We start from the raw sequence: 269 nt of genomic DNA on the forward strand, positions 1-269 counted from the left end.
AAGAATATCGCGCAACAGCTTGGCGTTTCTGACAGCCAGGTTCGTAACTGGAAAGTTGCTGACGACTGGGAAAACAGCGGAATTGTTGCGCAACAAAACATGAATCGTGGCGCAACAAAACGTAAGCCGGGGGCTCCAAAAGGCAACAAGAACGCGGTCGGCAACATCGGCGGCCCTGGTGGGCCGGTCGGAAACGACAAAGCTGTCACGCACGGTTTTTTTCGCCGCATCTTCCCGGACGACCCTGACACGCATGCCATCATCAACGA

Annotated in this window: 1 protein-coding gene; it reads left to right on the forward strand. The window is 55.0% G+C overall.

Going from position 1 to position 269, the window contains the following annotated elements:
- Positions 1–269: phage terminase small subunit-related protein (locus QMF38_RS14590; protein ID WP_281759503.1), on the forward strand; the 269-nt coding region annotated here is incomplete at both ends.

Origin of the sequence: Alicyclobacillus hesperidum subsp. aegles, from assembly GCF_027923525.1 — a bacterium.
GTDB lineage: Bacteria > Bacillota > Bacilli > Alicyclobacillales > Alicyclobacillaceae > Alicyclobacillus > Alicyclobacillus aegles.